34 protein-coding genes are annotated in these 25,399 nt (G+C 57.8%); 7 read left to right on the top strand and 27 right to left on the bottom strand.

Going from position 1 to position 25,399, the window contains the following annotated elements:
• Genes lipB through yghU form a run of 3 tightly spaced genes read left to right on the top strand, consistent with a single transcriptional unit; the run spans nucleotide 1 to nucleotide 2,636 of the window.
• Nucleotides 1-663, top strand: a complete 663-nt coding sequence (gene lipB / locus HEQ17_RS14750) for a lipoyl(octanoyl) transferase LipB (RefSeq protein ID WP_296293431.1) — start codon at nucleotides 1-3, stop codon at nucleotides 661-663.
• A gap of 58 nt (nucleotides 664-721) precedes the next feature.
• Complete coding sequence (lipA, locus tag HEQ17_RS14745) at nucleotides 722-1,735, top strand: lipoyl synthase (protein WP_296293430.1); 1,014 nt, start codon at nucleotides 722-724, stop codon at nucleotides 1,733-1,735.
• Nucleotides 1,736-1,763: 28 nt separating this feature from the next.
• A complete protein-coding gene (gene yghU / locus HEQ17_RS14740) occupies nucleotides 1,764-2,636 on the top strand; it encodes a glutathione-dependent disulfide-bond oxidoreductase (RefSeq protein ID WP_296293429.1) in 873 nt (290 codons plus the stop codon).
• Nucleotides 2,637-2,672: 36 nt separating this feature from the next.
• Here the strand turns inward: yghU and ptsP are convergent, their stop codons facing one another.
• Genes ptsP through HEQ17_RS14715 form a run of 5 tightly spaced genes read right to left on the bottom strand, consistent with a single transcriptional unit; the run spans nucleotide 2,673 to nucleotide 6,942 of the window.
• Nucleotides 2,673-4,421 (bottom strand): phosphoenolpyruvate--protein phosphotransferase, encoded by a 1,749-nt coding sequence (ptsP, locus tag HEQ17_RS14735; RefSeq protein WP_296293428.1) that lies wholly within the window; start codon nucleotides 4,419-4,421, stop codon nucleotides 2,673-2,675.
• 3 nt (nucleotides 4,422-4,424) lie between these two features.
• Nucleotides 4,425-4,694, bottom strand: coding sequence for an HPr family phosphocarrier protein (locus HEQ17_RS14730; RefSeq protein ID WP_296293427.1), 270 nt, complete (start codon nucleotides 4,692-4,694; stop codon nucleotides 4,425-4,427).
• Nucleotides 4,663-5,106, bottom strand: a complete 444-nt coding sequence (locus tag HEQ17_RS14725) for a PTS fructose transporter subunit IIA (RefSeq protein ID WP_296293426.1) — start codon at nucleotides 5,104-5,106, stop codon at nucleotides 4,663-4,665. The genes HEQ17_RS14730 and HEQ17_RS14725 overlap by 32 nt, the downstream gene beginning before the upstream one ends.
• Before the next feature lie 13 nt (nucleotides 5,107-5,119).
• Entirely contained in the window at nucleotides 5,120-6,397 is a 1,278-nt protein-coding gene (locus tag HEQ17_RS14720) for an MFS transporter (protein WP_296293425.1), read from the bottom strand.
• The gene (locus tag HEQ17_RS14715; protein WP_296293424.1) at nucleotides 6,394-6,942 is read right to left on the bottom strand and encodes a hypothetical protein; all 549 of its coding nucleotides are present in this window, start codon (nucleotides 6,940-6,942) and stop codon (nucleotides 6,394-6,396) included. Before HEQ17_RS14715 ends, HEQ17_RS14720 begins: the two co-directional genes overlap by 4 nt.
• A gap of 53 nt (nucleotides 6,943-6,995) precedes the next feature.
• Between HEQ17_RS14715 and HEQ17_RS14710 the strand changes: the two genes are divergently transcribed.
• The gene (locus HEQ17_RS14710; RefSeq protein ID WP_296293423.1) at nucleotides 6,996-8,240 is read left to right on the top strand and encodes a CaiB/BaiF CoA-transferase family protein; all 1,245 of its coding nucleotides are present in this window, start codon (nucleotides 6,996-6,998) and stop codon (nucleotides 8,238-8,240) included.
• A gap of 135 nt (nucleotides 8,241-8,375) precedes the next feature.
• On the top strand, nucleotides 8,376-8,831 hold the full coding sequence (locus tag HEQ17_RS14705) for a TlpA disulfide reductase family protein (RefSeq protein ID WP_296293765.1): 456 nt from the start codon (nucleotides 8,376-8,378) through the stop codon (nucleotides 8,829-8,831).
• Nucleotides 8,832-8,890: 59 nt separating this feature from the next.
• On the opposite strand, the gene HEQ17_RS14700 is transcribed toward HEQ17_RS14705, so the two are convergent.
• Complete coding sequence (locus HEQ17_RS14700; RefSeq protein ID WP_296293422.1) at nucleotides 8,891-9,346, bottom strand: cytochrome c; 456 nt, start codon at nucleotides 9,344-9,346, stop codon at nucleotides 8,891-8,893.
• 93 nt (nucleotides 9,347-9,439) lie between these two features.
• Here HEQ17_RS14700 and HEQ17_RS14695 point away from each other — a divergent pair, with 93 nt between their 5' ends.
• A complete protein-coding gene (locus tag HEQ17_RS14695; RefSeq protein WP_296293421.1) occupies nucleotides 9,440-10,102 on the top strand; it encodes a cytochrome b/b6 domain-containing protein in 663 nt (220 codons plus the stop codon).
• Between the two features lie 107 nt (nucleotides 10,103-10,209).
• Complete coding sequence (locus tag HEQ17_RS14690; protein ID WP_296293420.1) at nucleotides 10,210-10,650, top strand: GNAT family N-acetyltransferase; 441 nt, start codon at nucleotides 10,210-10,212, stop codon at nucleotides 10,648-10,650.
• Nucleotides 10,651-10,739: 89 nt separating this feature from the next.
• Here HEQ17_RS14690 and HEQ17_RS14685 read toward each other — a convergent pair whose 3' ends face one another.
• From HEQ17_RS14685 to HEQ17_RS14585, 21 genes are all read right to left on the bottom strand, one after another.
• Nucleotides 10,740-11,246 (bottom strand): peroxiredoxin, encoded by a 507-nt coding sequence (locus HEQ17_RS14685; RefSeq protein ID WP_296293419.1) that lies wholly within the window; start codon nucleotides 11,244-11,246, stop codon nucleotides 10,740-10,742.
• A gap of 102 nt (nucleotides 11,247-11,348) precedes the next feature.
• Nucleotides 11,349-11,618, bottom strand: a complete 270-nt coding sequence (rpsQ, locus tag HEQ17_RS14680; protein WP_053172811.1) for a 30S ribosomal protein S17 — start codon at nucleotides 11,616-11,618, stop codon at nucleotides 11,349-11,351.
• A 9-nt stretch (nucleotides 11,619-11,627) separates the two neighbouring features.
• Nucleotides 11,628-11,822 carry a 50S ribosomal protein L29 gene (gene rpmC, locus HEQ17_RS14675; RefSeq protein ID WP_296293418.1) on the bottom strand — a complete coding sequence of 65 codons (195 nt, stop codon included), beginning with the start codon at nucleotides 11,820-11,822 and terminating at the stop codon, nucleotides 11,628-11,630.
• A 17-nt stretch (nucleotides 11,823-11,839) separates the two neighbouring features.
• The gene (gene rplP / locus HEQ17_RS14670) at nucleotides 11,840-12,256 is read right to left on the bottom strand and encodes a 50S ribosomal protein L16 (protein WP_296293417.1); all 417 of its coding nucleotides are present in this window, start codon (nucleotides 12,254-12,256) and stop codon (nucleotides 11,840-11,842) included.
• 11 nt (nucleotides 12,257-12,267) lie between these two features.
• A complete protein-coding gene (gene rpsC, locus HEQ17_RS14665) occupies nucleotides 12,268-13,146 on the bottom strand; it encodes a 30S ribosomal protein S3 (RefSeq protein ID WP_296293416.1) in 879 nt (292 codons plus the stop codon).
• A gap of 14 nt (nucleotides 13,147-13,160) precedes the next feature.
• Nucleotides 13,161-13,490: a 50S ribosomal protein L22 gene (rplV, locus tag HEQ17_RS14660; RefSeq protein ID WP_055359488.1), complete on the bottom strand. Its 330-nt coding sequence runs from the start codon at nucleotides 13,488-13,490 to the stop codon at nucleotides 13,161-13,163.
• A 9-nt stretch (nucleotides 13,491-13,499) separates the two neighbouring features.
• Nucleotides 13,500-13,778, bottom strand: coding sequence for a 30S ribosomal protein S19 (rpsS, locus tag HEQ17_RS14655; RefSeq protein WP_296293415.1), 279 nt, complete (start codon nucleotides 13,776-13,778; stop codon nucleotides 13,500-13,502).
• Between the two features lie 10 nt (nucleotides 13,779-13,788).
• On the bottom strand, nucleotides 13,789-14,613 hold the full coding sequence (rplB, locus tag HEQ17_RS14650) for a 50S ribosomal protein L2 (RefSeq protein ID WP_296293414.1): 825 nt from the start codon (nucleotides 14,611-14,613) through the stop codon (nucleotides 13,789-13,791).
• Nucleotides 14,614-14,615: 2 nt separating this feature from the next.
• Nucleotides 14,616-14,930 carry a 50S ribosomal protein L23 gene (gene rplW, locus HEQ17_RS14645; protein ID WP_108352549.1) on the bottom strand — a complete coding sequence of 105 codons (315 nt, stop codon included), beginning with the start codon at nucleotides 14,928-14,930 and terminating at the stop codon, nucleotides 14,616-14,618.
• Nucleotides 14,927-15,547 (bottom strand): 50S ribosomal protein L4, encoded by a 621-nt coding sequence (gene rplD, locus HEQ17_RS14640; RefSeq protein WP_296293413.1) that lies wholly within the window; start codon nucleotides 15,545-15,547, stop codon nucleotides 14,927-14,929. The genes rplW and rplD overlap by 4 nt, the downstream gene beginning before the upstream one ends.
• On the bottom strand, nucleotides 15,547-16,212 hold the full coding sequence (rplC, locus tag HEQ17_RS14635) for a 50S ribosomal protein L3 (protein WP_296293412.1): 666 nt from the start codon (nucleotides 16,210-16,212) through the stop codon (nucleotides 15,547-15,549). Before rplC ends, rplD begins: the two co-directional genes overlap by 1 nt.
• 181 nt (nucleotides 16,213-16,393) lie before the next feature.
• Nucleotides 16,394-16,708 (bottom strand): 30S ribosomal protein S10, encoded by a 315-nt coding sequence (rpsJ, locus tag HEQ17_RS14630; protein WP_019426908.1) that lies wholly within the window; start codon nucleotides 16,706-16,708, stop codon nucleotides 16,394-16,396.
• 76 nt (nucleotides 16,709-16,784) lie between these two features.
• Nucleotides 16,785-17,975 (bottom strand): elongation factor Tu, encoded by a 1,191-nt coding sequence (gene tuf / locus HEQ17_RS14625; protein WP_296293050.1) that lies wholly within the window; start codon nucleotides 17,973-17,975, stop codon nucleotides 16,785-16,787.
• Nucleotides 17,976-18,162: 187 nt separating this feature from the next.
• A complete protein-coding gene (gene fusA, locus HEQ17_RS14620) occupies nucleotides 18,163-20,265 on the bottom strand; it encodes an elongation factor G (RefSeq protein WP_296293411.1) in 2,103 nt (700 codons plus the stop codon).
• 156 nt (nucleotides 20,266-20,421) lie between these two features.
• Nucleotides 20,422-20,892, bottom strand: a complete 471-nt coding sequence (gene rpsG / locus HEQ17_RS14615) for a 30S ribosomal protein S7 (RefSeq protein ID WP_019426275.1) — start codon at nucleotides 20,890-20,892, stop codon at nucleotides 20,422-20,424.
• Between the two features lie 165 nt (nucleotides 20,893-21,057).
• Nucleotides 21,058-21,435: a 30S ribosomal protein S12 gene (rpsL, locus tag HEQ17_RS14610; RefSeq protein WP_011466063.1), complete on the bottom strand. Its 378-nt coding sequence runs from the start codon at nucleotides 21,433-21,435 to the stop codon at nucleotides 21,058-21,060.
• Nucleotides 21,436-21,560: 125 nt separating this feature from the next.
• Nucleotides 21,561-22,718 carry a D-alanyl-D-alanine carboxypeptidase family protein gene (locus HEQ17_RS14605; RefSeq protein WP_296293410.1) on the bottom strand — a complete coding sequence of 386 codons (1,158 nt, stop codon included), beginning with the start codon at nucleotides 22,716-22,718 and terminating at the stop codon, nucleotides 21,561-21,563.
• Nucleotides 22,719-22,817: 99 nt separating this feature from the next.
• Nucleotides 22,818-23,444: an alpha/beta hydrolase gene (locus HEQ17_RS14600; protein WP_296293409.1), complete on the bottom strand. Its 627-nt coding sequence runs from the start codon at nucleotides 23,442-23,444 to the stop codon at nucleotides 22,818-22,820.
• Entirely contained in the window at nucleotides 23,444-23,788 is a 345-nt protein-coding gene (locus HEQ17_RS14595; protein ID WP_296293408.1) for a (2Fe-2S) ferredoxin domain-containing protein, read from the bottom strand. Before HEQ17_RS14595 ends, HEQ17_RS14600 begins: the two co-directional genes overlap by 1 nt.
• Before the next feature lie 37 nt (nucleotides 23,789-23,825).
• Nucleotides 23,826-24,932 (bottom strand): VanZ family protein, encoded by a 1,107-nt coding sequence (locus HEQ17_RS14590; RefSeq protein ID WP_296293407.1) that lies wholly within the window; start codon nucleotides 24,930-24,932, stop codon nucleotides 23,826-23,828.
• 24 nt (nucleotides 24,933-24,956) lie between these two features.
• Nucleotides 24,957-25,385 (bottom strand): CopD family protein, encoded by a 429-nt coding sequence (locus HEQ17_RS14585; RefSeq protein ID WP_296293406.1) that lies wholly within the window; start codon nucleotides 25,383-25,385, stop codon nucleotides 24,957-24,959.
• Nucleotides 25,386-25,399 lie beyond the last annotated feature (14 nt).

Genomic DNA, 25,399 nt, shown 5'->3' with positions numbered 1-25,399 from the left:
ATGGACATCCGGCAGCTTGGGCGGGTGGACTACTTGCCAACCTACGAGGCCATGCAGGCCTTCACGGCGGCCAGGACAGCTGACACCCCGAATGAACTTTGGCTGTGTGAGCACCCCCCCGTGTTCACCCAAGGGCTGGCGGGGCAAGCCTCGCACCTTTTGACGCCAGGCGATATTCCAGTGGTGCAGACCAACCGGGGCGGGCAAGTCACTTTTCATGGCCCCGGGCAGGTCATGGCCTACCCCTTGGTCAACCTGCAGCGCGCCGGTTACTACGTGAAGGAATATGTCTTCAAACTCGAGGAATCCATCATCCGCACCTTGGCCCACTTTGGCGTCACCGGCCACCGCGTGGCAGGCGCACCGGGCATTTATGTGCGCTTGAATGATCCTTTCAGCCATGCGGCGCTGGTGGGCCCGGCCCCCGCCAACGACCCGTTCAAGGGCCTGGGCAAGATCAGCGCTCTGGGCATCAAGGTCAGCCGACATTGCACCTACCACGGTGCGGCCCTGAACGTGGCCATGGACCTTCAACCCTTTGAGCGTATCAACCCCTGTGGTCATGCCGGGTTAAAAACCGTGGACCTTTTTACAATCGGGGTAGAGACCACTTGGGACGAAGTCGCCCAGGTGCTGACGAGCCAACTCGCCGCCCTACTTTGAAACACCGCTCCGAACTGACGCACCTGACCCGCCGCCTTGCGGCGACCGAAAGAAACCCATGAGCAACACCCACACCGAACGCCCCGTGGTCCGCGAAGCGCAAAGCGTTGAAAACTACGACCCCATGGCCAAGCAAAAAGCGGCGGCCAAACTCTCGCGCATCCCGGTCAAAGTGGAACAAGCCGAAGTGCTGAAAAAGCCCGACTGGATACGCGTCAAGGCGGGTTCATCCAGCTCGCGCTTTGACGAAATCAAAAAAATCTTGCGCAGCAACAAACTGGTGACTGTGTGCGAAGAGGCCAGCTGCCCCAACATCGGCGAATGCTTTGGCAAGGGCACGGCCACCTTCATGATCATGGGCGACAAATGCACGCGCCGCTGCCCATTTTGCGACGTGGGCCATGGCCGCCCCGACCCGCTGGACGTGGACGAGCCGGACAACCTGGCCAAGACGATTGCACAGCTCAAGCTGCAATACGTGGTCATCACCAGCGTGGACCGCGATGACCTGCGCGACGGCGGCGCTGGACACTTTGTCGAGTGCATCCGCAAAACCCGCGAACTCTCGCCCAACACCCAGATCGAAGTGCTGGTGCCCGACTTCCGGGGCCGCGATGACCGCGCACTCGAGATCCTGAAGGCCGCACCGCCCGATGTGATGAACCACAACATGGAAACCGTACCGCGCCTGTACAAGGAAGCGCGCCCCGGCTCTGACTACCAGTTTTCACTGAACCTGCTGAAAAAATTCAAGGCACTGTTCCCAAATGTGCCGACCAAGAGCGGCCTGATGGTCGGCCTGGGCGAGACCGACGAAGAAATTCTGGACGTCATGCGCGACATGCGTGCGCACCACATCGAGATGCTGACCATTGGCCAGTACCTGGCCCCCAGCAACAGCCACCTGCCGGTGCGCCGCTACGTGCACCCCGACACCTTCAAGATGTTCGAGGCCAAGGCCTACGAAATGGGCTTTTCGCACGCGGCTGTGGGTGCGATGGTGCGCAGCAGTTACCACGCGGACCAGCAGGCGCATGCAGCCAGCCAAAACCTGACCGACAGCTTCACTTAACTCCCCACTCCCCTCTTGCACCCCGCCCATGACCGATTCAAGCCCTTACACACCTCCCAAAGTCTGGACATGGAACAAGGCCAACGGCGGTCGATTTGCCAACATCAACCGACCCATCTCTGGTGCGACGCACGAACAAGACCTCCCGCGCGGCAAACACCCGCTTCAGTTGTACTCGCTAGGCACGCCCAACGGTGTGAAGGTGACGGTCATGCTGGAGGAGTTGCTGGCCTTGGGGCTGGCAGGTGCTGAATACGACGCTTGGCTGATCCGCATTCAAGAAGGCCAACAGTTCAGCAGCGGCTTTGTGGGTGTCAACCCCAACTCCAAGATTCCTGCGCTGCTGGACTGCAGCGGTGAGCAGCCCGTTCGGGTGTTTGAATCGGGCGCGATTTTGCTTTATTTGGCTGAAAAATTCGGCACCCTGGTTCCCACTGACCCTACTAAACGCGCCGAATGTCTGTCGTGGCTGTTTTGGCAAATGGGCAGTGCACCTTATTTGGGCGGCGGCTTTGGCCATTTTTATGCCTACGCGCCCGTGAAGATCGAGTACGCGATTGACCGCTTTGCCATGGAAGTCAAACGTGAAATGGATGTGCTCGACCGCCGCCTGGCCGAGCACCGTTTCATCGCGGGCGACGATTACACCATCGCCGACATCGCCATCTGGCCTTGGTACGGTGCGCTGGCCAAGGGCCTGTTGTACGAAGCAGGTGAGTTTTTGCAAGTGCAAGACTACACGCATGTGCAACGATGGGCCGACACGCTGGCGGCGCGCCCAGCCGTGCAACGCGGCCGCATGGTCAACCGGGTGATGGGCGCGCCCGAAACCCAGTTGCACGAGCGTCACGATGCCGGCGACTTTGACTCCCGCACGCAGGACAAAATCGGCCAAGGCTGAACTGCTGGACATCACCCGTGGGTGAACCCGCTTGGCCTAGCGCGGCATCAGACTGGCCGGATCGTCTGTGGTCAGCACCTGTTGGGCCCAAAGCGCCAGCTTGGTGGCGTCTGATCGCAGCACCTGCTGCTTGACGGGCAGGATCTGCGAGGGGTGCATCGAAAAACTGCGCAGACCCAAACCCAGCAGCAGCCGAGTCATGGCCACATCGCCCGCCATCTCGCCACACACTGAGACCCCCTTGCCTTGCGCGCGGCACTCGGCGATGGTGTCGGCAATCAGGCGCAGCACCGCCGGGTGCAGCGGGTCATACAGGTGCGCCACCGACTCGTCGGCCCGGTCGATGGCCAGGGTGTACTGAATCAAGTCGTTGGTGCCGATGGATAAGAAATCAAAGTGTTTAAGGAACAAGCGCAATGACAAGGCCGCTGCCGGGATCTCGATCATCGCACCCAGTTTGACCGGGCCATGGGCTTGCCCTCGGCGGTCCAGCTCGTGCCGGGCTTGTTCGATCAGGGCCAGGGTCTGGCGGATCTCGCTGCCATGCGCCAGCATGGGAATGAGCAGGTGCACCTGCCCTTGTGCTGCAGCGCGCAAGATGGCGCGCAGCTGGGTCAGGAACATGGCCGGGTCGGCCAGACTCCAACGGATGGCGCGCAAGCCCAGCGCCGGATTGAGGTGCGCCGCATCGTGGCGGGTGTCATCGAGCGGCTTGTCGGCCCCGACGTCAACTGTGCGGATGGTCACGGGCAGTCCGTTCATGCCATCTACTGCGCGCCGATAGGCTTGGTATTGTTCTTCTTCGTCAGGCAAGTGGCCCTGGCGTCCCATGAACAGGAATTCGCTGCGAAACAAGCCCACGCCCACAGCCCCAGCCATAATGGCAGCCCGGGTGTCTTCGGGCATTTCGATGTTGGCCAAAAGTTCGATTTTTTGGCCGTCCAACGTCACTGCCGGGGTGTGCCGCAGGCGGACCAGCCGCTCTCGTTCAACCCTGCCCTGGCGTTGCCTGAAGCCGTAGTCGGCCAGGATGATGGGCGAGGGGTCGACGATGACCACACCCGCATCGCCGTCGATGATGACCCAATCGTCTTGCTTGACCCATTGGCTGGCGGTGCGCGCGCCCACCACAGCCGGGATGTCCAGGCTGCGGGCGACGATGGCGGTGTGCGAGGTTTTGCCCCCCACATCGGTGACAAATCCGGCAAACACGCTTTGCTTGAACTGCAGCATGTCCGCTGGTGACAAGTCGTGCGCCACCAGCACCAGCGGCACATCGGTGTCGCCGAGCTGAAGTTCTTGCTGAGGCTGCGCGGGCCGCTGAGCCTTTTCCTCCAGACTGCCCGTGCCCTTGAGAAATTGCAGCACCCGCTCGCCGACTTGCTCCATGTCGGCTTTGCGCTCGCGCAGGTAAGGGTCTTCCATTTCGTCGAACTGGCGCACGATGACGTCGAGCTGGCTGGTCAACGCCCATTCGGCGTTGTAACCACGCTCCTTGATCCAGTGCACCACTCCGGCAGTCACTTCCTCGTCCAACAACAGCATCAGGTGAACATCAAGCAGGGCCGCCAGTTCATGGGGCGCGTCTTTGGGCAGGTCTTTTTGCAGCCTTTGCAGCTCATCGACGACAGCATCGCGGGCCACCCGCAGACGTTCGATTTCGGCGTGCATTTTGTCGGGCGTTACAAAATAATGCGCCACATCGGCCCGACTGGAGGCCACAAGCACTGCGCGCCCAATGGCGATGCCACGCGCTACCGCCAGACCGTGGATGCTGAAGGTCATGGCTTACTCGCCTTCGCCGAATTTGTCATTGATCAGCGCCAGAAGAGCCTGCAGGGCTTGGTCAGCCTGCTCGCCCGAGGTCTCAAGGCTCACCTGGCTGCCCAGCCCGGCGGCCAGCATCATCACGCCCATGATGCTTTTGGCATTGATCCGGCGTTCGCCCTTGCTCATCCAGACTTCGCATGGGAAGCTGCCTGCCAACTTGGTCAGTTTGGCCGAGGCTCGTGCGTGCAAACCCAGCTTATTGCTGATGGTCACGGTGGCTTGGGGCATGTCTCTTTCCTGATTGATTTTGGGGTGCGGTGCTGCCCACGGTCATCACGCCCTGGGTGCCACCTGCTTGGGCACGGGCCGCCAGTGCCTCCAGGCTCTCGTGGCGGTAACACACGCTGCGCAACAGCATGGGCAAATTGGCCCCGGCCACCAACCGGGTGCTGAGACCGTTATTGAGTTGTTGCGCGACGTTACAAGGCGTGGCACCGAATACGTCACTGAGCAGCAAGACCTGCGCTGTGCCCAGCTCGGCCATGGCCTCACACGCCCGTTTCAGGCTGTCCTCGGGGGCGTCGTCAGGCTGGATATCGAGCGCCAGCACCCCCGTCGCACAGTCCGGAAAAACGTGCAGCGCACACTGGCGCAAGGCGCTGGCCAAGGGGGCGTGGGCTATGAGAAGGATGCCGATCATAAGCAGGGCATTATCAGGCTTGGGCAGGCTTTTTCAGCATGAAATACACCCAGGAGAGCACAGAAGTGAGCCCAAAGCAGGCCAGTGCTGCCTGGTAGGCGGCAGCGTTGGGCAAGCCCAAGCCGCGCCCGGCATCCACCAACAGACCAATGCCCCACTGCACTACGAAGATGCCCGCAAAAATCACCAGGTTGTAGGCAGACAAGGCGCGCCCTGCAAGATGCGCCGGAAATGCCGTACCCACAGCCGGCTGGGCCAAGGCCACAAAGGTGCTGCTTACACACAACAATGCCATGCCCACCGCAGCGGCAGAACCAATGGATGGCCCCATCCAGACCAGCGCAGCGATGACCCCGAAGCTCAAAGGCAAGCCCCAGGCAATCAACCGCTCGACGGGAATGCCCCGACGCGCCAGGCCCGGCGTGATCAAGCCCCACAACCAAAAGGTCACCAGCATGGCCAAGTTGATGAGGAACAAGCCGGATGCCGCCTCAGCCGCTGTCCAGCCCGCCACCTGCGTCATCCAAGGGCCCGCCCACAAAGTCTGGATGGCCACCATGCCGCCGTAGCTGAAAAAGCCGATCGGTGTCATGCGCCAAAAATAGGCGCTGCGCCAGATTTCGAGGTAACTGCCGTCGTCGTCGGGCGGCGTCTGCGCGGTAGCGGCCGTCAGCGCAGCCTTTTGCCACACCGGCACCAACAGGGCAATCAAGAGCATGGCAATGGCGATCATCACGCCCAGCATCACAAACAAGGCGCGCCAGCCCCAGATGGGCATGAGCCACTGCACCGGCAAGGTGGCGGCCAGCATGCCCAAAGAGCCGGTCATCAGCATCCATGAGTTGGTGCGCAATTGGGTGTTGGCGTCAAACCAGCGACGGTAGCCGGTCAACGGTGCCATCAGGCAGGCGCTCACCCCCATTCCGCACAGCACGCGAGCTGCCAGCAAACCATGAAAACTGTCGGCCCACGAAAACGCCAGACAGCCCAGCACCGCGAAGCTGAGGAAGCCCAGAATCACTTTTTTGGGACCATTGCGGTCCAACCAACGGCCCAGAGGCAACTGGGTCAGAGAAAACCCCAGAAAATAGCCACCTGCCAACAAACCAAGGTCTTGCGCGCTCAGATTGAACTCGGTGGTCAGGGTTGGCGACAAGGTGGCGGTGATGGCCCGCACCAGGGCTGAGAAAAAGTAAGCCAAGGCAAACGCCAGAAAAACCACCACCGCCAAGCGCCGCGGCAGGTGGTCAGGGTTCGACTGGTCGTTCTTGGGCAGGGTGGCAGCGCTCATGGCTTGAAGCTCTCAAACAAGGTGTTGGCCAGCTCGGTGGGCTTGTTTTTGTCGTACACCACGGCGTGGATCAGGCGCAGGCGATCGCCCTCGGCGAGGGCACCCCATACGGCATCCATGGCCACAGGCTCACCATTGACCAGCAGCCCCATGACCTGGACCCGAATGGACGTGGTCAAGGGCAGGTGTGTCGAGCGATGCCAGGTCTGCTGTTGTTCGGGGGCCAAGGGGCGCTCGACGCGGGCGTTGTCCAAAGCGGCTTTTTGCCATACGACCATCGCTTCGTTGGCATCGGCTCCTGTGGGCAACGTGGCCGTCATCACGGCAACCATGGACGATTCGCTTTTGCAGCCCACCACTTGCAAGTCGACAGACCCACCGGCCAAGGGCACGGCTCGGGTGGTCCGGTCGGGTTTACAAGGCAATTGGACCTTGAGTGCGCTGCCTTCAAACGAGACGTCCCGCCAGTTTTGTGCAGGGCTGCAGGCGCTCAGGCCTAAGGTCAGTGCCGAGATGGTCGTCAGGGCTGATGAGTGGTTTCGCATGGGGTGATTATCCTGTTCAGCAGGTCGCTCGTCTTTTGGTGACAATGTGTTCCATGAATTCATTAGACGGTATCCGCGTTCTTGACTTGTCCCGCGTGCTTGCAGGCCCCTGGTGTACCCAGACCTTGGCCGACCTGGGGGCCGACGTCATCAAGATCGAGCGCCCCGGCACGGGCGACGACACCCGCACCTGGGGGCCACCTTTTTTGAAAGACGCCCAAGGCCAGGACACCGCCGAGGCCGCCTACTATTTGGGCGCGAACCGCAACAAGCGATCGGTGACGTGTGACATCGCCCAGCCCGAAGGCCAAGCGCTGATCCGCGAACTGGTTCTGCACTGCGATGTGTTTGTAGAGAACTTCAAAGTCGGCGACATGGCCCGGTACGGCCTTGACTACGCGAGCCTGAGCGCGCTGAACCCCAAGCTGGTCTATTGCAGCGTGACCGGCTTTGGCCAGACCGGCCCTTACCGCGAACGGGCGGGCTACGACTATGCCGTGCAAGGCATCGGCGGCCTGATGAGCGTGACGGGTGAGCGCGACGATTTGGGCGGCGGCCCGCAAAAAGTGGGGGTGGCCGTGGCCGACCTGTTCACCGGCATGTATGCCACGGTGGCCATTTTGGCGGCCCTTCGCCATGTTGATCGCACTGGCCAGGGGCAGCAGGTGGACATGGCCTTGTTGGACACACAAGTGGCCATGCTGGCCAATTTGGGGGCGAATTACCTCGTCAGTGGCAAGGTGCCGGGACGCGTGGGCAATGCGCATCAGAACATCGTGCCCTACCAGGTGTTTGAAACAGCGCCCCCCGCAGGATCAGCCTCAGGAAGCCGAGACCACCTGATTTTGGCGGTCGGCAACGATGGTCAATTTGCCAAATTTTGTGCGGTCGCAGGCTGCCCCGAGCTGGCCCAGGACCCGCGCTATGCGCTGAATGCCGACCGCGTGCGACACCGTGCCGAACTGGTGCCCGTGCTCGAAACCCTGCTGAAAACGCGCACCAAGTCGGACTGGTTGGCAACGCTTGAAGGAGCCAAAGTGCCCTGTGGTGCCATCAACACGCTGAACGAGGTGCTCACCGACCCGCAGGTGCATGCCCGCAGTATGGTTAGCGATTGGGTGCACCCGATCAAAGCCAACCTGAAGCTGGTGGCCAGTCCAATCAAAATGAGCTTGACCCCGGTGCGCCAGGATCTGCCACCCCCCATGTTGGGGCAACACACGGCCCAAGTTCTGCAAGAGGTGCTGGGCTGGAGCGCTCAACAGCAGGGGGCATTGCGCGACAAAGGCATCATTTGATGTCTGGCTTTGTGCCAATGTCCTTAGGGCGAACGGTTTTGTGGAACGTTTTAAACTCTTGCGATGAACTATCCCGCCACGTACAAACCCCATTTGGAATCACCCCTTCGACGCCTTTTGACCGGGGGGGGGGCCATGGCGCTTTGTTTGGCGCTGTGGGGATGCGCCAATGAGCAGGCCCCCGAATCAACTTTTGTGTTGCTCGATGGCAGCACGCTCAGTTCGAACCAGTTACACGGCAAAGTCACCTTGGTCAATTTTTGGGCCACCAGCTGCACCTCCTGCGTTGCCGAAATGCCGGATTTGGTGGCCACTTATAACAAATACAAGGACCGCGGCTACGAAACAGTCGCTGTCGCCATGCGTTACGACCCTCCCAGTTATGTGGTCAATTTTGTCCAAACACGCCAGCTACCGTTCAAAGTTGCCATTGACAACACAGGGGGCGTTGCGCGTGACTGGGGCGAGGTTCAACTCACCCCCACCACCTTCTTGGTCAACAAGCGTGGAAAAATTGTCAAACGTTTTGTGGGAACTCCCAATTTTGCGGAGTTGCACCAATTGATCGACAAATTACTTGCCGAAACCTGAGCGCCAGGGCTTCATTTCGGCAGTGGTCTGACCCTGTGGTCTGGCACCAGTGTTTGATCTCAGTCTTTGCGAAGAAAGGCGTCGTGACAGGCCTTGCATGAGGCAGCAGCAGGACCCATGGCTACCTTGAGTGCGTCAATGTTGCCTGCTTTGGCTGCGGTGTTGACTTTGACGATCTCGGCTTGCATTTTGTCTGCGGCATCTTTGAATTTGATCTCCTCTGTCCAGATCTCTGGTTTGGCACGGGTGTCGCCCTTGTCTGTGCCTTGAGCAAAGGCCGCCCAGGGCAGCTTGGCCATGACGGCAACGACCTCGGCATTCTCTATCGCGGCCTTGGCGTCGTAAGGTGCCCTTCCATTGGCCATTGCCCCCAATCGGCCGAAATGTGCGGCCATCACATTTAAACTTGCCTTGCGGTATTTGATGGCGTCTTCGGCTTTGGCAAATTGGGCCTGTGCCGGTATGGCGAGGGTGCTGGCCAGCAACGTGGCGATGAGGCTCCATGTTTGTTTCATGTTTGACTCCAATCAGTTTGAAAAAGCAGCATACAGTTTATGCCGCGCCAGTATCGCAGAAATTCATGGTTTTATGCAGCTTTGAAAGTGTTTATGTTCACTGTTCGTGTTTGGGATTTACCCACCCGCCTTTTTCATGGGGCTTTGGCCATCTGTGTTTTGGGCTTGTTCATCACAGCCGAACTTGGTGGCAACGCCATGCTTTGGCATTTTCGTTTGGGCTTTACCGTCCTGGCACTTTTGTTGTTCCGCTTGGTGTGGGGGCTGGTGGGTGGTCATTGGTCGCGCTGGTTGCAATTGTCCTTGCGGCCCTCTCTGGTTTTGGCCTATCTGCAAGGTCGAGTTCCAAGCCAGCATTGGGTAGGACACAACCCCATGGGCTCTTGGTCCGTGCTGGGATTTTTGTTTGTCTTGGGTCTGCAGGTGGGCACCGGGCTGATCAGCGACGATGAAGTCAGCAACGTTGGACCCCTGTCTTTCCTGGTGCCTGGAGCTTGGGTGACTTTGGCCACCACATGGCACAAAGACTGGGGTCAACTGATTGTTGCATTGTTGATTGCCCTGCACCTGTCCGCACTGGTTTGGTACCGCGTCAAGAAAAAATTGTCTTTGGTGCCAGCGATGGTGCACGGTGACAAAACCTTCACTCAACCGGCCACACCTTCGCGTGACGATCGACCTGTCCGCTGGCTGGCCTTGTGTTTGTTTGTGCTGTCTGCTTGCGGTGTTTACCTGTTGGTTTCAATCAGGCCTTGACTTGGGCCTTAAACTGTTGATTTGACTTTGTATATACCGCCTTGCTAGCCTCTGCCGAAAATCCTTCCGTGTTGTTGTGCGCCCCCAGCTCCGATAAGGATTGGGCAATGACACGCGCCATTTTCCTAGAATATGCAGACACCCTTGCAGTTGATTTGCGTTGTTTCCAGAATTTTGAGCATGAGGTTTCCAACCTGCCCGGTGAATATGCTCACCCCCGTGGTACTTTGCTGCTGGCATGGGTAGACGGGCAATTGGCGGGCTGTTGTGCACTTCGACCCTTGGATGCTTCCGACTACACCAATGCAGCTGAAATGAAGCGCCTGTTTGTTCGCCCCCGGTTCAGGGGCCTGGGTCTGGGGCGTTTGCTGTGCGAGGCCATCTTGGACGCTGCGCGACATGCCCGTTACAGCTGCGTCTTGCTCGACACTTTGGATGATATGGAGTCCGCGCGTGCTTTGTATGAGGACTTGGGATTTTCAGAAATCCCGCCTTACTATCACAACCCCTATGCCGGGGCACACTATTTAAAGGTAGACATCGATTGACAGCCAGGGCCTGGTTTGTCATCTCTGATTCAGACTCGGCCTTCACGAAAAAAAGGGGCCCGAGGCCCCTCTTTTGTCAGTTTGACGAATTAACCTTTAGCTTGCGCCAACAGTGTGGCAGCGTCGCTGACTTCGAACTTGCCTGGGCCTTCGATGTTCAGAGTGGTGACCGTACCATCCTTGACAAGCATCGAGTAGCGGTTGCTGCGCAGACCCATGCCGCGCGCGGTCAGGTCCAACGTCAATCCAGTGGCCTTGCTGAAATCTGCACTGCCATCGCCCAGCATGCGCACTTTGGCACCCGTCTTTTGTTCACGCGCCCATGCTCCCATCACAAAGGCGTCATTCACACTGACACACCAGATCTCGTCCACACCTGCGGCTTTCAGTGCCTCGTGGTGCTCCACATAACCTGGCACATGTTTTGCTGAGCATGTGGGGGTGAACGCGCCCGGCAGAGCAAACAGGGCAATTGTCTTGCCTGCAGTGGCTTTGGCCACATCGACAGGATTGGGGCCAATGCTGCAACCGTTGCCCTCAACTTCAACAAATTCCGTCAATGTGGCGGCAGGCAGTTTGTCTCCGACTTTGATCATCTGATTCTCCTAAAGTGGGTTGTGGCCTCTTGGCCGGGTAAAAAAAACGACCCAATATTGTGGGTCGTTTTCTGGAAGTTTGCAGAAGTCAGGCTATTGGGCTTAGACCGCTTCGGCTTTCTGCACCAGGCGGCTGGCCACCCAGTTTTTGGTCTTCGAAATCGGACGGCTTTCCGTGATTTCGATGGTGTCGCCCAGGTGGTATTGACCTGTTTCGTCGTGCGCGTGGTACTTGCTCGATTTGGCCACGATCTTGCCGTAAAGCGCGTGTTTCACACGACGCTCGACCAGCACGGTCACGGTTTTGGCGCGCTTGTCGCTGACCACCTTGCCAATCAAGGTGCGCTTGAGGGATGTTTTGGCTTCCGTCATGGTCACTCCTTACTTGGCGGCTTGCTTTTGGGCAAGGATGGTTTTGGCACGGGCAATGGCACGGCGAGTCTGGCTCATCGTTCCAGTGTTGCCGAGTTGTTGCGTGGCTTTTTGCATACGCAGACCAAAGTGGGCTTTTTGCAGCGCTTTGATCTCGTCTTTCACACCAGCAACGTCTTTTTGGCGCAATTCAGCAGCATTCATTTCTTGTTTCTCCTGAATTATTGGCCAATCATGCGGGCCACAAACGTGGTGCGCAAGGGCAGCTTGGCAGCAGCCAATTTGAAGGCTTCGCGTGCCAACTCTTCGGGCACGCCTACGATTTCGTAGAGCACCTTACCGGGTTGGATCTCAGCCACGTAGTACTCGGGGTTACCTTTACCGTTACCCATACGCACTTCAGCAGGCTTGGTGGAAATCGGCTTGTCGGGGAACACACGAATCCAGATGCGACCACCACGCTTGACGTGACGGGAAATCGCACGGCGTGCGGATTCAATCTGGCGAGCGGTCAAACGTCCACGGTCTGTGGACTTCAGGCCGAAGTCACCAAACGCCACCGTGTTACCACGGGTAGCGATGCCGGTGTTGCGGCCTTTCTGTTCCTTACGGAACTTTCTGCGAGCAGGTTGCAGCATGTTGTTACTCCTTATTGACCGTCAGCTGCTGCAGCTGGCGCGGCGACTGTGCGTACGCGCTTAACGGCGGGTTTGGCATCACCACCTGCACCGGCGGGCTTGTCGCTGCCGTCGGTGGGTGCTGTGTTGGTGCCAGCGGGGCGACGTGGGCCGCCTCGGCGATCGCCTGCGGGGCGCTCACCTGGACGTGCATCACGGCGTGGACCGCGTGGGCGGCGTTCTTCTTCGGCACGTGGCTCAGCCAAAGCTGGCGCATCGTTGCGTCCCAAGGTGTCACCCTTGTAGACCCAGACCTTGACACCGATGACGCCATAAGTGGTCTTGGCTTCGGATGTGGCGTAGTCGATGTCAGCGCGCAGGGTGTGCAATGGCACACGACCTTCGCGATACCACTCTGTTCGCGCAATCTCAATGCCGTTCAGACGACCAGCGGACATGATCTTGATGCCCTGGGCACCGAGACGCATGGCGTTTTGCATGGCGCGCTTCATGGCGCGGCGGAACATGATCCGCTTTTCGAGCTGTTGCGTGATGCTGTCAGCGATCAGTTGCGCATCGATTTCGGGTTTGCGCACTTCCTCGATGTTCACGGCCACTGGCACACCCAGACGAAGAGCGAGTTCTTTCTTGAGCAACTCGATGTCTTCGCCTTTTTTGCCGATCACCACACCTGGACGAGCCGAAAAGATGGTGATGCGGGCACTCTTGGATGGACGCTCGATCAGCACGCGGGAAACCGCAGCATTCTTGAGCTTGGCCTTGAGGTACTCACGCACCTTGATGTCTTCGGCCAGCATGCCGGCGAAGTCTTTGTTGCTGGCGTACCAACGGCTGGACCAGTTACGGCTCACGGCCAAACGGAAGCCGGTAGGATGGATTTTTTGTCCCATGTTTCTTCCCTGGCTTAGTTGCCGACCGTCACATACACATGGCATGTGGGCTTGCTGATGCGGTTGCCACGGCCTTTGGCGCGGGCGGTGAAACGCTTGAGCGTAGCGCCTTGCTCGACGTAGATGGTTTTCACCTTCAACTCGTCGATGTCAGCGCCGTCGTTGTGCTCGGCGTTGGCGATGGCGGATTCCAGAACCTTCTTGACGATGCCCGCAGCTTTCTTTTGCGTGAAAGTCAAAATGTTCAGAGCTTGATCCACTTTTTTACCGCGAATCAAATCGGCGACCAGGCGGCCTTTATCGACCGACAAACGGACGCCCCGGAGGACTGCACGTGTTTCCATGGTCTTTCCTTATTTCTTCTGGACTTTTTTGTCCGCAGGGTGACCCTTGAATGTCCGGGTCAGTGCGAATTCGCCCAATTTGTGACCCACCATTTGGTCGGTCACATAGACAGGAACGTGTTGCTTGCCGTTGTGAACGGCGATGGTCAGACCGATAAAATCGGGCAGAACCATGGAGCGACGTGACCATGTCTTGACGGGCTTTTTGTCTTTGGTGGAGACGGCTTTTTCAACCTTAGCCAACAAGTGGTGGTCAACGAATGGACCCTTTTTGAGAGAGCGTGTCATTTTCTAACCCTTACTTCTTGCGACGCGACACGATCATGACCTGTGTGCGCTTGTTGTTACGGGTACGGTAGCCCTTGGTGAGGTTGCCCCACGGGTCTACTGCATGACGGCCTTCGCCGGTACGGCCTTCGCCACCACCGTGCGGGTGATCCACGGGGTTCATGGCCACGCCACGAACGGTTGGGCGGATACCCATCCAGCGCTTGACACCGGCCTTGCCCAATTGGCGCAGGCTGTGTTCTTCGTTGGCGACTTCACCGATGGTTGCTCGGCACTCGATGTGGATCTTGCGAACTTCACCGGAGCGCATACGCACCTGAGCGTAGATGCCCTCGCGAGCCAGCAAGGTGGCCGAAGCTCCTGCCGAACGTGCGATCTGGGCACCCGCACCGGGCTTGAGCTCGATGCAATGGATGGTCGAACCCACGGGGATATTGCGAATAGGCAAAGTGTTGCCAGCGCGGATCGGTGCTTCGGCACCCGACATCAGGGTTGCACCGGCTTCAATGCCACGGGGGGCAATGATGTAACGGCGCTCGCCATCGGCATAGCACAGCAAAGCAATGTGCGCAGTACGGTTAGGGTCGTACTCGATGCGCTCGACTTTCGCCGGAATCGCATCCTTGTCGCGCTTGAAATCGACCACGCGGTAGTGGTGCTTGTGACCACCGCCTTTGTGGCGGGTTGTGATGTGACCGTTGTTGTTACGGCCCGATTTTTGGTGCTGAGGTTCCAGCAACGGCGCGTAGCCTTCACCTTTGTGCAGGTGGTCACGCGTGACCTTCACCACGCCACGACGGCCTGGGGATGTCGGTTTGATCTTGATGACAGCCATGATTACGCGGCCTCCCCAGACAGGTTCAGCTCTTGACCTGGTTGCAGCGTGACATAAGCCTTGCGAATGTTGTCGCGGCGGCCAATGGTCTTGCCAAAACGCTTGGTCTTGCCCTTGGTATTCACCACAGACACGCCTTTGACCTCGACCTTGAACATCAATTGCACAGCGGCTTTGATTTCAGGCTTGGTAGCGTCCTGTAGCACTTTGAAAGTCACGGTGTTGGTTTTTTCAGCAACCATGGTGGCCTTTTCGGACACGATGGGGGCGACCAGCACGGACATCAGACGACCTTCGTCAAACTTCACGGCGCTCATGCAAACATCTCCTTGAGTTTGTCCATGGCACCTTTGGTCACGAGGACTTTCTTGAAGTTCACCAAAGACACGGGATCGGCGTAACGTGGCTCAACGATCAGGATGTTGATCAGGTTGCGCGATGCCAGGTACAGGTTTTCGTCGACTTCGTCGGCGATCACCAGCACGTTGTCCAGACTCATGGCCTTGAACTTGGCAGCGAGCTGCTTGGTCTTGGGTGTCTCAACCTTGAAAGAGTCCACCACGGCCAGACGTCCTTCGCGGGCCAACTGGGAGAAGATCGAAGCCATACCCGCGCGGTACATCTTCTTGTTGATCTTCTGTGTGAAGTTTTCGTCAGGCATGCTCGGGAAAATCCGACCACCGCCACGCCACAAGGGCGAGGAGGTCATACCCGCACGAGCGCGACCCGTACCTTTTTGCTTGAAAGGCTTCTTGGTGGAGTGGTGAACTTGTTCACGGTCCTTTTGAGCGCGGGTGCCTTGACGGGCATTGGCCTGATAAGCCACCACGATTTGGTGGATCAGGGCTTCGTTGTATTCACGACCGAACACAGTCTCGGGCGCATCCACTTTGGAGGCGGCTTGACCTTGGTCGTTCAGGAGTTCGAGCTGCATCAGTTCGCTCCTTTAACTTTAACGGCTGGACGCACAGTCACGAAGCCGCCTTTGGAACCGGGAATGGCACCCTTGATCATCAACAGGCCACGGGCTTCGTCAACGCGGATCACGGCCAGGTTCTGCGTGGTGCAAGTGACATCGCCGAGGTGACCCGACATTTTTTTGCCAGGAAACACACGGCCAGGATCTTGTGCCATCGAAATCGAACCAGGCACATTGTGCGAACGGCTGTTACCGTGCGATGCGCGCTGCGATTTGAAGTTGTGACGCTTGATCGTGCCGGTAAAGCCTTTACCAATGGAAGTGCCTTGCACGTCCACTTTCTGGCCCACAGCGAACACAGCCGCCACAGGCACAGTGGCTCCGGCGGCGAACTGGGCTGCTGTGTCAGATGTCACGCGGAATTCTTGAATGATTTCACCGGCTTCCACGCCGGCTTTGGCCAGGTGACCAGCGATGGGCTTGGTCACGCGCGATGCCTTGCGGGCACCAAATGTCATTTGCAAAGCGACATAGCCATCGTTCTCTTGGGTTTTGACCTGGGATACACGGTTGTTGGACACATCCAGCACTGTGACAGGAACGGAATCCCCATCATCAGTGAACAGACGCATCATGCCCACCTTGCGACCCAGCAACCCGAGGGAGTTACTAAGACTCATTGTTTTCTCCAAAACTTCCACCGTGGCCACTTCAATTGGCAGCCCCGTTTGGTGTGTGAAAGACTGTTAATAAATCTCACCTTCATCAGGTGAGCCTGAAATTATAGCCCGACTCGCCATTACTGGCAAATCGGGCTCTATTTCAAGTGTTCGGATGGCTTTACAGCCATCCCATACTGCATCACTGCAGCTTGATTTCGACGTCCACGCCTGCAGGCAGATCGAGCTTCATCAGGGCGTCAACTGTTTTGTCAGTCGGGTCAACGATGTCCATCAAACGCTGGTGCGTGCGGATTTCCAACTGGTCACGGCTGGTCTTGTTGACGTGCGGCGAACGCAAGATGTCAAAACGCTTCATGCGGGTTGGCAAAGGCACGGGGCCCTTGACAATCGCGCCGGTGCGCTTGGCGGTGTCAACAATCTCGGCAGCGGACTGGTCGATCAGTTTGTAGTCAAACGCCTTCAGGCGAATGCGGATTTTTTGCTTGGATGACATGTCAATTCCTTGTGGTGAGTGTTCTGCTTGCTACAGCGCAAAGGCCAATCCTTTGCGCTGCTGCGCCACAAAAGAATCAAGCGATGATCTTGGCAACGACGCCAGCGCCAACCGTGCGGCCGCCTTCGCGGATGGCAAAGCGCAGGCCTTCTTCCATCGCAATGGGGTTGATCAACTTCACAGTGATCGACACGTTGTCACCCGGCATCACCATCTCTTTGCCTTCTGGCAACTCGATCGCGCCCGTCACATCCGTCGTACGGAAGTAAAACTGTGGGCGGTAGTTGTTGAAGAATGGCGTGTGACGGCCACCTTCGTCTTTGGACAAAACATAGATCTCGCCCGTGAAGTGGGTGTGCGGCTTGATCGAGCCGGGCTTGCACAGCACTTGGCCGCGCTCGACATCTTCGCGCTTGGTGCCGCGCAACAAGATACCGACGTTGTCGCCCGCTTGACCTTGGTCCAGCAGCTTGCGGAACATCTCAACGCCCGTGCAAGTGGTCTTGACGGTGTCTTTGATACCGACGATTTCGATTTCTTCACCGACTTTGACGATACCGCGCTCGATGCGACCCGTCACCACAGTGCCGCGGCCAGAGATGGAGAACACGTCTTCCACGGGCATCAGGAAAGCACCGTCCACTGCGCGGTCAGGCGTAGGGATGTAAGTGTCCAGCGCATCGGCCAGCTTCATGATGGCTTCTTCGCCCAATGGGCCTTTGTCGCCTTCGAGGGCCAACTTGGCAGAACCCTGGATGATGGGGGTGTCGTCGCCTGGGAAGTCGTACTTGGACAACAACTCGCGCACTTCCATCTCGACCAGCTCGAGCAACTCAGCGTCGTCGACCATGTCGCACTTGTTCAGGAACACGATGATGTAAGGCACGCCCACCTGACGGGCCAACAGGATGTGCTCACGGGTCTGAGGCATAGGGCCGTCAGCTGCGGAGCACACCAAAATAGCGCCGTCCATCTGGGCAGCACCGGTGATCATGTTCTTCACATAGTCAGCGTGGCCAGGGCAGTCCACGTGGGCGTAGTGACGGTTGGCCGTCTCGTACTCAACGTGGGCGGTGTTGATCGTGATACCACGGGCTTTTTCTTCGGGTGCAGCGTCGATCTGGTCGTACGCCTTGGCAGCACCGCCGAACTTGGCAGCCAACACGGTGGTGATGGCGGCAGTCAGGGTGGTCTTGCCGTGGTCAACGTGACCGATGGTGCCCACGTTGACGTGGGGTTTGGTCCGTTCGAATTTTTCTTTAGCCATTTTTCAATCCTTAAAAAGAGCAATGCCCGTGTGTTGGTTTAATGTTTGCATCAGGTTGCTGGATCACTCCGCACGGGCACAGAGTGGCACTTGATCGCAGACAGTTTCTGAACTTTCAGATCTGACTGTTTTTAGTCAGAGGTACCCGAGCAAATTCGCAGGCGAATTTGCTCGGGCACTCATGCATTTATTTAGCCCTTGAAGCGACGATGGCTTCGGCCACGTTACGTGGGGCTTCAGCGTAGTGCTTGAATTCCATCGTGTAGGTGGCGCGACCTTGCGACATGGAGCGCAGCGTGGTCGAATAACCAAACATTTCGGACAAGGGCACTTCGGCCTTGATGGCTTTGCCACCACCAACCATGTCGTCCATGCCTTGAACCATACCGCGGCGTGAGGACAGATCGCCCATCACGTTACCGGCGTAGTCTTCAGGGGTCTCCACTTCCACAGCCATCATCGGCTCCAAAATCACGGGTTGGGCTTTGCGGCAACCTTCTTTGAAACCAAAGATGGCGGCCATCTTGAAGGCCATTTCGTTCGAGTCCACATCGTGGTACGAACCGAAGTGCAGCGTGACTTTGACGTCAACGACTGGGTAGCCCGCCAACACGCCTTGACCCAGAGCTTCGATCACGCCTTTTTCCACCGCAGGGATGTATTCACGAGGAACCACACCGCCTTTGATGGCGTCCACGAATTCGAAACCCTTTCCCGGCTCTTGAGGCTCGACCTTCAACACCACGTGACCGTATTGACCCTTACCACCGGACTGACGCACGAACTTGCCTTCGGCTTCGTCCACGGTCTTGCGGATGGTTTCGCGGTAGGCCACTTGGGGCTTGCCCACGTTGGCCTCCACACCGAATTCACGCTTCATGCGGTCCACGATGATTTCCAGGTGCAGTTCGCCCTGTCCGCCAATGATGGTCTGGCCGGATTCTTCGTCGGTTTGTACGCGGAAAGATGGGTCTTCAGCAGCCAGTCTCGACAAGGCAATGCCCATCTTTTCCTGGTCCGCTTTGGACTTGGGCTCCACTGCTTGGCGGATCACCGAGTCAGGGAACACCATGCGCTCGAGCGTGATCACCGAGTTGGGATCGCACAAAGTCTCGCCCGTGGTCACGTCTTTCAAGCCCACGCATGCGGCGATGTCGCCGGCACGGATTTCGTCGACTTCTTCGCGGTTGTTGGCGTGCATCTGGACGATACGACCAATGCGCTCTTTCTTGCCGCGCACCGCGTTGTAAACGGTGTCGCCCTTTTTCAGAACGCCGGAGTAAACGCGCACAAAAGTCAGCTGACCCACAAACGGGTCGGTCATCAACTTGAAAGCCAGCGCAGAGAATTTTTCCTGGTCATCGGCCTTGCGGGTGATTTCTTGTTCTTCTTCGTCGAAGCCTTTAATGGCTTTCACGTCCAAAGGCGAAGGCAGGAAATCGATGACACCGTCCAGCATGCGCTGCACGCCCTTGTTCTTGAAGGCGGTACCGCAGAACATCGGCTGAATCTCGGAAGCCAACGTACGGATACGGATGCCTCGCTTGATTTCTTCTTCGGACAAGTCCCCCTCTTCAAGGTACTTGTTCATCATGTCTTCCGATGCCTCAGCAGCGGCTTCAACCATCTTCTCGCGCCACTCTTTGGCGGTTTCCACCAGATTGGCAGGAATGTCTTCGAAGGTGAACTTCATGCCCTGGGAAGCTTCGTCCCAGATGATGGCCTTCATCTTGATCAAGTCAACCACACCTGTGAAGTTGTCTTCAGCACCGATAGGGATCACGATCGGCACGGGGTTGGCCTTCAGGCGCAGCTTCATTTGCTCAACGACTTTGAAGAAGTTGGCACCTGTACGGTCCATCTTGTTCACAAAGGCCAAACGGGGCACTTTGTATTTGTTGGCCTGACGCCACACGGTTTCAGACTGGGGCTGCACGCCGCCCACCGCGCAGTAAACCATGCAAGCACCGTCCAGCACGCGCATGGAACGCTCCACTTCGATCGTGAAGTCCACGTGGCCAGGGGTGTCGATGATGTTGAAGCGGTGCTCCTCAAAGGAGCTGTCCATGCCTTTCCAGAAGCAGGTGGTGGCGGCAGAGGTGATCGTGATGCCACGCTCTTGCTCTTGCTCCATCCAATCCATGGTGGCAGCGCCGTCGTGCACTTCACCAATCTTGTGGTTCACGCCGGTGTAAAACAGGATACGTTCGGTTGTGGTGGTCTTGCCGGCATCAATGTGGGCCGAAATACCGATGTTGCGATAACGCTCGATGGGGGTGGTGCGAGCCATGATGGTCCTCTTGAGAATTCAGATTCAAAAATGAAACCTCGCTACGCCGTCTCTAGGGCATAGCGAGCGGGTCTCTAGCCAGGTGGGGCCGCACAGACCATGCTTTGCAGCAAGCCGGCGGCCTCAACGATGCATGAGAACCACGCACTAGCCGCCTCAGAAGCGGAAATGCGAGAAGGCCTTGTTGGCTTCGGCCATGCGGTGAACTTCGTCACGCTTTTTCATGGCACCACCACGGCCTTCGTTGGCCTCGAGCAACTCGTTGGCCAGGCGCAGGGCCATGGACTTTTCACCGCGCTTGCGAGCGGCTTCTTTGATCCAGCGCATCGACAGGGCCAAGCGACGAACTGGGCGCACTTCAACAGGCACCTGGTAGTTCGCACCACCCACGCGGCGGGATTTCACTTCCACCATGGGCTTGACGTTGTTGATGGCAATGGAGAACAGCTCGACAGGGTCTTTGCCTGTTTTCTTTTCCATGTTTTCGAGGGCACCGTAAATGATGCGCTCGGCCACAGCTTTTTTTCCACCTTCCATGATCACGTTCATGAACTTGGACAACTCGACATTGCCGAACTTGGGATCCGGCAGGATTTCACGTTTAGGGACTTCGCGACGACGTGGCATATTTCACCTCATATTGCTTCAGTTGGTATCTTTTCAGACACCGCGAGGGTTATTCAAAACCGCTCACTTACTCGACCCACCTGGACAATTCCGGGTTTCGGGTCACTTCGCTGTATCACCGCGCCACGCGGGAAACAGCACCGAAAATTTTCAACCCGAAAGGATTTACTTGGCTTTTGGCTTCTTCGCGCCGTACTTGGAGCGAGACTGCTTGCGGTCTTTCACGCCTTGCAAGTCCAAAGAACCGCGGACGATGTGGTAACGCACACCCGGCAAGTCTTTGACACGACCACCGCGCACCAGAACCACGGAGTGCTCCTGCAGGTTGTGGCCTTCACCGCCGATGTACGAAATGACTTCGAAACCGTTGGTCAAGCGAACTTTGGCGACTTTACGCAGCGCAGAGTTAGGCTTTTTTGGCGTCGTGGTGTACACGCGGGTGCACACGCCACGGCGTTGTGGAGAGTTTTGCATCGCAGGGCTTTTGGACTTGATCGTTTCGACCTCGCGCCCCTGACGCACCAATTGATTGATGGTTGGCATTGTTTGTAACGTCCCTAAACGTTGAATTTCGACAAAAGAATCTTCCCCGCCCCAAAAGCGGAAAAGCCCGCCAGTATAACCGCAGCCAGGATGCAGGGCAAGTTATCCACAATCAATCGCGTGGGTTACTTGATCCAAAGCCGCAAAGACCCCCAGGCACGCCCGAAAACGCCCGCTTGCTCGACCGGCTCGAGTACCGTCAAGGGCACCTCAAACAAAGGCCTGTCACCCTGCAAAACCTTGAGACTACCCACAGTCTGGCCCTTGACAAAAGGAGCGACCAAGGGGTCTGGGCGAACAACTTGCGTTTTCAATTGGGCCACCGTGCCCGACGGCACAGCCACCACCAAAGGGCGCTCGGTGCCCAACTTGAGGACCGCCTGTTTGCCTTTCCAAACCGCAGGCGTTACCACGGCTTGGTTGGCGTCAAACAGTTTGACCGCGTCAAAAGCGGCGTAACCCCAATTGAGCAGTTTCTGGCTTTCATTGGCTCGCGCGTTTTCGCTTTCGGCACCCAACACCACGCTGAGCAGGCGACGTACCCCGACATTGGGGAACTCGCGTTTGGCCGAAGCCACCAGACAATAACCCGCAGCCTGGGTGTGGCCAGTCTTGAGTCCGTCCACCGCAGCATCCCTGAACAACAGCAAATTGCGGTTGGTGTCATTGGCAGCAGGGGTACCCGAATAACGGTACTTCTTGATCGCGTAATAGGACACGTACTCCGGAAAATCACGCATCAATCGGGTGGCCAACATGGCCAGGTCACGCGCCGTAGTGGTGTGACCCGGTGCTGTCAAACCCTCCGGATTTTTGTAGGCAGTGTTGCTCATGCCCAGAAAACGGGCTTGATCGTTCATGAGCTGGACAAACCGTTCGACGCTACCCGCCACCCCTTCAGCCAAGGCCACCGTGGCATCGTTACCGGACTGCACGATCATGCCCTTGATCAGATCCTCAACGGGCACCTGCATCTTCGGGTCAATGAACATGCGCGATCCTGGCATTTTCCAGGCACGCTCGGAAACAGGCAGGGTTTGTTGCAAGCTCAATTTGCGGGATTTGAGCGCATCAAAAACCAAATAGGCGGTCATCAGTTTGGTCAAAGAGGCCGGCTCGACCATCAAGTCGGGATCCTTGGCTGCGAGTACCTGATTGGCCGTGATATCCATCAACAAATAAGCCCTGGCAGCCACCTCGGGCGGCTGAGGCATTTGGGCCTGGGCAAACCAAGGGAAAGCGAGAAAAAAACCGCTGATCAGAATTGTGAGAAATGTATTCATGCGCAAAGGGGTCATGGAAAAACAGAGTGCCAACAAGCGCCCAGATGAAGCGGCACTTTGGCAAGTCAGGCAAGAGCGCTGGCGCGTCAAATCAGCCACTCAGTTATTCAAATGGCGGATCACCAAAGATTTGAGCAAGGGCAATTGTCCATGAAAAAAATGCTCAACTCCCGGAATCACCGTGATCGGCAAGAATTGCGGCCTGGCCCAGTCCAGCACGCTGGTCAAGGGCACCGTGTCGTCTTGTTCGCCGTGCAAAACCAGGCAGCGATCGTGCAACATCTGGGGCAAGGGTGCCACCTCAAAACGCGAAGCCGCCGTGCCCACGAGCACCACGGATTGGGGCAACCGCTGATCACCCAGAGCCTGGATCACGTGGCTGGTCACAAAAGCCCCAAAAGAAAACCCCGCCAGAGCCAATGGGCCTTGCGCCGCCACTTGCTCAATCACCTGAAGCATGTCGCGGACCTCACCGCGGCCCTCATCGTAGGCGCCTTCACTGGCACCCACACCCCTGAATTGGAAACGTACAGCCCGCCATCCGCTCTGCACGAAAGCGCGAGCCAATGTCTGTACCACCTTGTTGTGCATTGAACCCCCAAATAAGGGGTGGGGATGCGCAATGACCGCAGTGCCCTGGGCGGTTTCGCCTAGGGGCAAATCCACCAAGGTTTCAATGGCGCCCGCCTCACCTTGCAAGCAAATTGACTGTGTAGCTTGGTTCATCAACGCCCCAATTGCTCAGGGGTCAGCAACCGTTCAACCACTTGCCCGTTTTTGAGGTGTGATTCGACAATTTCGTCAATGTCCGACTGATCGACATAGGTGTACCAGACACCCTCGGGATACACCACGGCCACTGGGCCAGCAGCGCACCGATCGAGGCAGCCAGCCTTGTTGACCCGAACTTCGCCAGGCCCGGCCAAGCCCTTGGCTTTGACTTGGGCTTTACATCGGTCAAAAGCCGCTTGCGCGTCATGTTGGGCGCAGCAAGCCTCATTGTTTTTTCGCTCATTCAGGCAAAAGAAAATGTGACGTTTGAAAAAAGGAGGAATCTTGAGGACGGTCATTCGGCAATTCTAGGGCTGCAAGGGGTGCCCCACGCATTCAGCCCCGCCCAACGGTCTGGGCTCTGGACAGCCTGTGCACCAGATACACCAGCAAGGCATAGGGCCATAACCAGCCCAACCATTGAATCAGGCCATGAAAACGGATGAACCGCCCCTGCTCCCAAGTCTGCAAAGTCATCGGAAAATACACACCGGCCGCTGCGGTATTGAGCAAACTCAACTGCAGGACCAAGGCTGCCAAGGCCAGCACCCAGCACATTCGCGCCGAAGCCAAAGACAGGATCAAAGCCAGGATCAAGGCCATCACCGAACCACGCAGCACCTCTGGACTGACCCAGCCCCAGGCATGCACAGGCCCATAAGTCAAAGCTGCCGACAAGGCGCTGGCCAACAGACCCAAAGTCAGGCACACCCCGGCCACAGCCCAGCGCTGCGGTCTTCGCTGCACCACGCCATAGGCCAGCAAACAGGGCAACAACAAGCCCAATGCAACGCATACCGATTCGGTGATGGGCAGCATGGGCTGGAATTCGACATCGCGCAGCGGCCAGGACTCCAGCCAGGGCGTGTCTTTAAGAACATGAACCCAGGTGGTCTCCAGGCGCTCTAGCACCTGCCCCAAACCAAAAGGCACCGCAGCCGGGAACATCAAGGCCAAAGGCCAAATCGCCAACAAAGCCAAGGCCCCACCGGCTTCCAATTCAAACCACCGGTCCCTGAAACGGCTCCAACGGTTCACCAGCCCGACCCATGCCAAACCACGCGCCACCACCGCACCCGCAAAAGCGCCAGCAATGTTCAAGGCGGTGTCCACGTTCGATGGCACACGCACAGGCAGAAACATTTGGAGAGACTCCAGCAGCAGGGACAGGACGCCCGCAAAAAAGGTCGCCAAACCGATGGCCGGCCAATGGGGTCGGGTGTGATGCAGGCTCACCGCCAACAAAAATCCCAGCGGTGCATAGCCCAGCGCATTCGACATCACATCAAAGCCGGTCCAGTATCGCGGCCATGGTTCGGTCAGAAAAGACCAAGAAACCACCCCCTGGAAACGCCAGTTATCAAAGGGATAGAGACTGGCATAAACAATTAAAACCGCATAAATGCAGAACAGGGGCCAAGCGGCTGATGTGCGACGAATCATCTTGCCCTCATGGCAGTGTCGCCCTCAAAAGGGTTTGACCACCACCAAAATGACCACCGCCACCATCATGAGCACCGGGGCTTCGTTGAACCAGCGGAACCAGACATGGCTGCGCTGCATCTGGCCGCTTTCAAACTTACGCAGCAAAACACCACAACTGTGGTGATACCCCAACAATGCCAGCACGATCAGCAGCTTGGCATGCATCCAGCCCTGGCCAGGCCCCAGGCCAATGCCGTAGTAAAGCCAAAGCCACAAGCCGAGCGCCAAGGCCGGAACAGCCAGGATGGTCATAAAGCGGTAGAGCTTGCGTGCCATCAAGAGCAGGCGATCGCGCTCGGCGGCCGAGTCGGCCGGCACCATCGCCAGGTTGACGTAAATGCGTGGCAAATAAAACAAGCCAGCAAACCAGCTGGCAATGAAAACGATATGAAGGGCCTTGATCCAGAGCATGGGGCAAGTGTAGC

The organism is Limnohabitans sp. (assembly GCF_023910625.1).
Lineage (GTDB): Bacteria > Pseudomonadota > Gammaproteobacteria > Burkholderiales > Burkholderiaceae_C > Limnohabitans_A.
The sequence above is the reverse complement of the archived record's forward strand: the minus strand, read 5'-3'. Positions and strand labels throughout refer to the sequence as shown.

Coding starts and splice junctions, on each gene's coding strand:
- HEQ17_RS14690 (WP_296293420.1), top strand. CDS start 10,210: ATGACACGCGCCATTTTCCTAGAATATGCAGACACCCTTGCAGTTGAT.
- rpsC (WP_296293416.1), bottom strand. CDS start 13,146: ATGGGACAAAAAATCCATCCTACCGGCTTCCGTTTGGCCGTGAGCCGT.
- rpsS (WP_296293415.1), bottom strand. CDS start 13,778: ATGACACGCTCTCTCAAAAAGGGTCCATTCGTTGACCACCACTTGTTG.
- rpmC (WP_296293418.1), bottom strand. CDS start 11,822: ATGAATGCTGCTGAATTGCGCCAAAAAGACGTTGCTGGTGTGAAAGAC.
- rplV (WP_055359488.1), bottom strand. CDS start 13,490: ATGGAAACACGTGCAGTCCTCCGGGGCGTCCGTTTGTCGGTCGATAAA.
- yghU (WP_296293429.1), top strand. CDS start 1,764: ATGACCGATTCAAGCCCTTACACACCTCCCAAAGTCTGGACATGGAAC.
- lipB (WP_296293431.1), top strand. CDS start 1: ATGGACATCCGGCAGCTTGGGCGGGTGGACTACTTGCCAACCTACGAG.
- rpsL (WP_011466063.1), bottom strand. CDS start 21,435: ATGCCAACCATCAATCAATTGGTGCGTCAGGGGCGCGAGGTCGAAACG.
- HEQ17_RS14730 (WP_296293427.1), bottom strand. CDS start 4,694: ATGCCCCAAGCCACCGTGACCATCAGCAATAAGCTGGGTTTGCACGCA.
- HEQ17_RS14715 (WP_296293424.1), bottom strand. CDS start 6,942: ATGCGAAACCACTCATCAGCCCTGACGACCATCTCGGCACTGACCTTA.
- lipA (WP_296293430.1), top strand. CDS start 722: ATGAGCAACACCCACACCGAACGCCCCGTGGTCCGCGAAGCGCAAAGC.
- ptsP (WP_296293428.1), bottom strand. CDS start 4,421: ATGACCTTCAGCATCCACGGTCTGGCGGTAGCGCGTGGCATCGCCATT.
- HEQ17_RS14720 (WP_296293425.1), bottom strand. CDS start 6,397: ATGAGCGCTGCCACCCTGCCCAAGAACGACCAGTCGAACCCTGACCAC.
- HEQ17_RS14600 (WP_296293409.1), bottom strand. CDS start 23,444: ATGAACCAAGCTACACAGTCAATTTGCTTGCAAGGTGAGGCGGGCGCC.
- rplB (WP_296293414.1), bottom strand. CDS start 14,613: ATGGCTGTCATCAAGATCAAACCGACATCCCCAGGCCGTCGTGGCGTG.
- rplD (WP_296293413.1), bottom strand. CDS start 15,547: ATGCAGCTCGAACTCCTGAACGACCAAGGTCAAGCCGCCTCCAAAGTG.
- HEQ17_RS14700 (WP_296293422.1), bottom strand. CDS start 9,346: ATGAAACAAACATGGAGCCTCATCGCCACGTTGCTGGCCAGCACCCTC.
- rpsQ (WP_053172811.1), bottom strand. CDS start 11,618: ATGACGGAAGCCAAAACATCCCTCAAGCGCACCTTGATTGGCAAGGTG.
- fusA (WP_296293411.1), bottom strand. CDS start 20,265: ATGGCTCGCACCACCCCCATCGAGCGTTATCGCAACATCGGTATTTCG.
- rpsG (WP_019426275.1), bottom strand. CDS start 20,892: ATGCCACGTCGTCGCGAAGTCCCTAAACGTGAAATCCTGCCGGATCCC.
- HEQ17_RS14585 (WP_296293406.1), bottom strand. CDS start 25,385: ATGCTCTGGATCAAGGCCCTTCATATCGTTTTCATTGCCAGCTGGTTT.
- rplP (WP_296293417.1), bottom strand. CDS start 12,256: ATGCTGCAACCTGCTCGCAGAAAGTTCCGTAAGGAACAGAAAGGCCGC.
- HEQ17_RS14710 (WP_296293423.1), top strand. CDS start 6,996: ATGAATTCATTAGACGGTATCCGCGTTCTTGACTTGTCCCGCGTGCTT.
- tuf (WP_296293050.1), bottom strand. CDS start 17,975: ATGGCTAAAGAAAAATTCGAACGGACCAAACCCCACGTCAACGTGGGC.
- HEQ17_RS14605 (WP_296293410.1), bottom strand. CDS start 22,718: ATGAATACATTTCTCACAATTCTGATCAGCGGTTTTTTTCTCGCTTTC.
- HEQ17_RS14595 (WP_296293408.1), bottom strand. CDS start 23,788: ATGACCGTCCTCAAGATTCCTCCTTTTTTCAAACGTCACATTTTCTTT.
- HEQ17_RS14725 (WP_296293426.1), bottom strand. CDS start 5,106: ATGATCGGCATCCTTCTCATAGCCCACGCCCCCTTGGCCAGCGCCTTG.
- rplW (WP_108352549.1), bottom strand. CDS start 14,930: ATGAGCGCCGTGAAGTTTGACGAAGGTCGTCTGATGTCCGTGCTGGTC.
- rpsJ (WP_019426908.1), bottom strand. CDS start 16,708: ATGTCATCCAAGCAAAAAATCCGCATTCGCCTGAAGGCGTTTGACTAC.
- HEQ17_RS14590 (WP_296293407.1), bottom strand. CDS start 24,932: ATGATTCGTCGCACATCAGCCGCTTGGCCCCTGTTCTGCATTTATGCG.
- HEQ17_RS14705 (WP_296293765.1), top strand. CDS start 8,376: ATGGCGCTTTGTTTGGCGCTGTGGGGATGCGCCAATGAGCAGGCCCCC.
- rplC (WP_296293412.1), bottom strand. CDS start 16,212: ATGAGTCTTAGTAACTCCCTCGGGTTGCTGGGTCGCAAGGTGGGCATG.
- HEQ17_RS14695 (WP_296293421.1), top strand. CDS start 9,440: ATGTTCACTGTTCGTGTTTGGGATTTACCCACCCGCCTTTTTCATGGG.
- HEQ17_RS14685 (WP_296293419.1), bottom strand. CDS start 11,246: ATGATCAAAGTCGGAGACAAACTGCCTGCCGCCACATTGACGGAATTT.